Raw genomic sequence first — 1,788 nt, forward strand, 5'->3', positions numbered from 1 at the left:
TTCGGTATCGCGATGCTGCCTGCTTGCGCATGCGCACAGAGCAGCGTCACTCTTTACGGAACGCTGGATGTCGGTCTTCTGTTCACGAACAAGACGCTGGGTTCGACGGCCCAAGGCAACGCGGGCACGCTGGTTCTGGCAAAGCTTGGCCTTCTCGACAACGTTCCGGCCTGCACGGACCTCACAACCAAACCCTGGGTCGTCGAGGCGGGCGTCGAAGTCCTCAATCAGCCATTCTTCGCTCAAGGCAATGTCGCAACCGCAGGTGGCTGCTTTGCTTCGCAGTATCTGGCCGCGTGGATCATTGCGCGCCTGGAGGGCGAGGAAGCCGCACGAAGCGCACTGCACTACGTGGCGCCGGTCGGGGAGAAGGACGAATACGTAGCTCGTGCGCTGACGAACATCACGCCTTACCTGTCGTAGCGCAAAAAAAGATGGCGCTGCCTCCATCGCCGTGAGCTGGGTTCAGCAGTAACGATGGATTCCCGGCCCCGGCCTCCCCGGGGTGCTCGGTTGCCACGTCGTTTGGTTGCTGTGTGGAAGCGGGGGCGAGAATGTTCGATGACTCATTCAGACAGAGCCATTCGGTGCCCCCGGTTTGCAACGGATCGGACTCCACCAGCCAGTTCGTCTTGCAAAGACGGCAGCGATACTGCCGCACGACAATTGCCGGTCGACCTAGCGGCCGCAATTTCGTTGGCTTGTGCAATTCCACCAGTCCGCGATGTGCGACAGGATCGGACATCAGGTGCATGTTCGTGCAGGCTTCGCAAGGCATGGGTGTCAGCCTTTCAGGAGCGCGTCGGCCTGGTGAAGCACATCTTCGCTCATGGTTCAAAGTGTCCGCTGATTGCAACGTGATCGGCAGTGCGTCCGTCCGACATTCAAATCAGGCACGCTCGCCATCACGGTGCGCGTCGATCGTCGGTCATGACGGACCTTCTGGCAGGTCATCGAAGGGACGTCCTCCTTCGCTGCGAGGCTAAGGCAGGCGATTGCGTGTCCCATCCGGAGTACTCAGTTTGCAACCGGCTTACCGGAGGCATCCTTGACCTTCGCTTTCCATTGCTTGCGAATTTCGGCCACCACGGAATCGGGAAGCGAGATGTAGTCCAGATCCGTGGCGGCCTGATTGCCGTTGTGAAATGCCCAGTCGAAGAACTTGAGCGTTTCCGCACCTTGTGCCGGCTTCTCTTGCGTTGCGTGCAGCAGCACGAACGTCGCGCCGACGACCGGCCACGCGTCCTTGCCGGGCTCGTCCGTCAGGATCTGGTAGAACGACTTCGACCAGTTCGCGCCTGCAGCAGCGGCCTTGAACGTTTCCGTCTTCGGTTCGACCACCGTGCCCGTCGAGTTTTTCAGCGCGGTGTAGACCATGTTGTTCTTCTTCGCATACGCCCATTCGACGTAGCCGATCGCGCCCGGCAGGCGCTGCACGAACGCTGCAACGCCGTCATTGCCCTTGCCGCCGGTGCCCGTCGGCCAGTTGACCGTCGTGCCTTCGCCGACCTTCGACTTCCATGTGCCGTTCACCTTCGACAGGTAGTTCGTCCAGATGAAGCTCGTGCCCGAACCGTCGGCGCGGCGAACCACGGCGATGTCCGTATCCGATAGCTTGACCTTCGGGTTCAGTGCGGTGATGGCGGGGTCGTTCCACTTCGTGATCTTGCCGAGGTAGATGTCGCCGAGCACCGGGCCCGACAGCGTCAGTTCACCGGCCTTCACGCCCGGCACGTTGATGACCGGCACCACGCCGCCGACCACCGTCGGGAACTGGAACAGGCCTTC

1 protein-coding gene and 1 pseudogene are annotated in these 1,788 nt (G+C 61.2%); one reads left to right on the plus strand and one right to left on the minus strand.

The features are described from left to right. Window positions 1-423, plus strand: a pseudogene (locus G3O00_RS42435) (hypothetical protein); the annotation flags it as partial. 594 nt (window positions 424-1,017) lie between these two features. Here the strand turns inward: G3O00_RS42435 and pstS are convergent. After that, on the minus strand, window positions 1,018-1,788 hold a 771-nt coding region (pstS, locus tag G3O00_RS42440; RefSeq protein WP_206146571.1), incomplete at its 5' end, for a phosphate ABC transporter substrate-binding protein PstS.

Source organism: Burkholderia sp. Ac-20384, from assembly GCF_017104605.1.
Classification (GTDB): domain Bacteria; phylum Pseudomonadota; class Gammaproteobacteria; order Burkholderiales; family Burkholderiaceae; genus Burkholderia; species Burkholderia lata.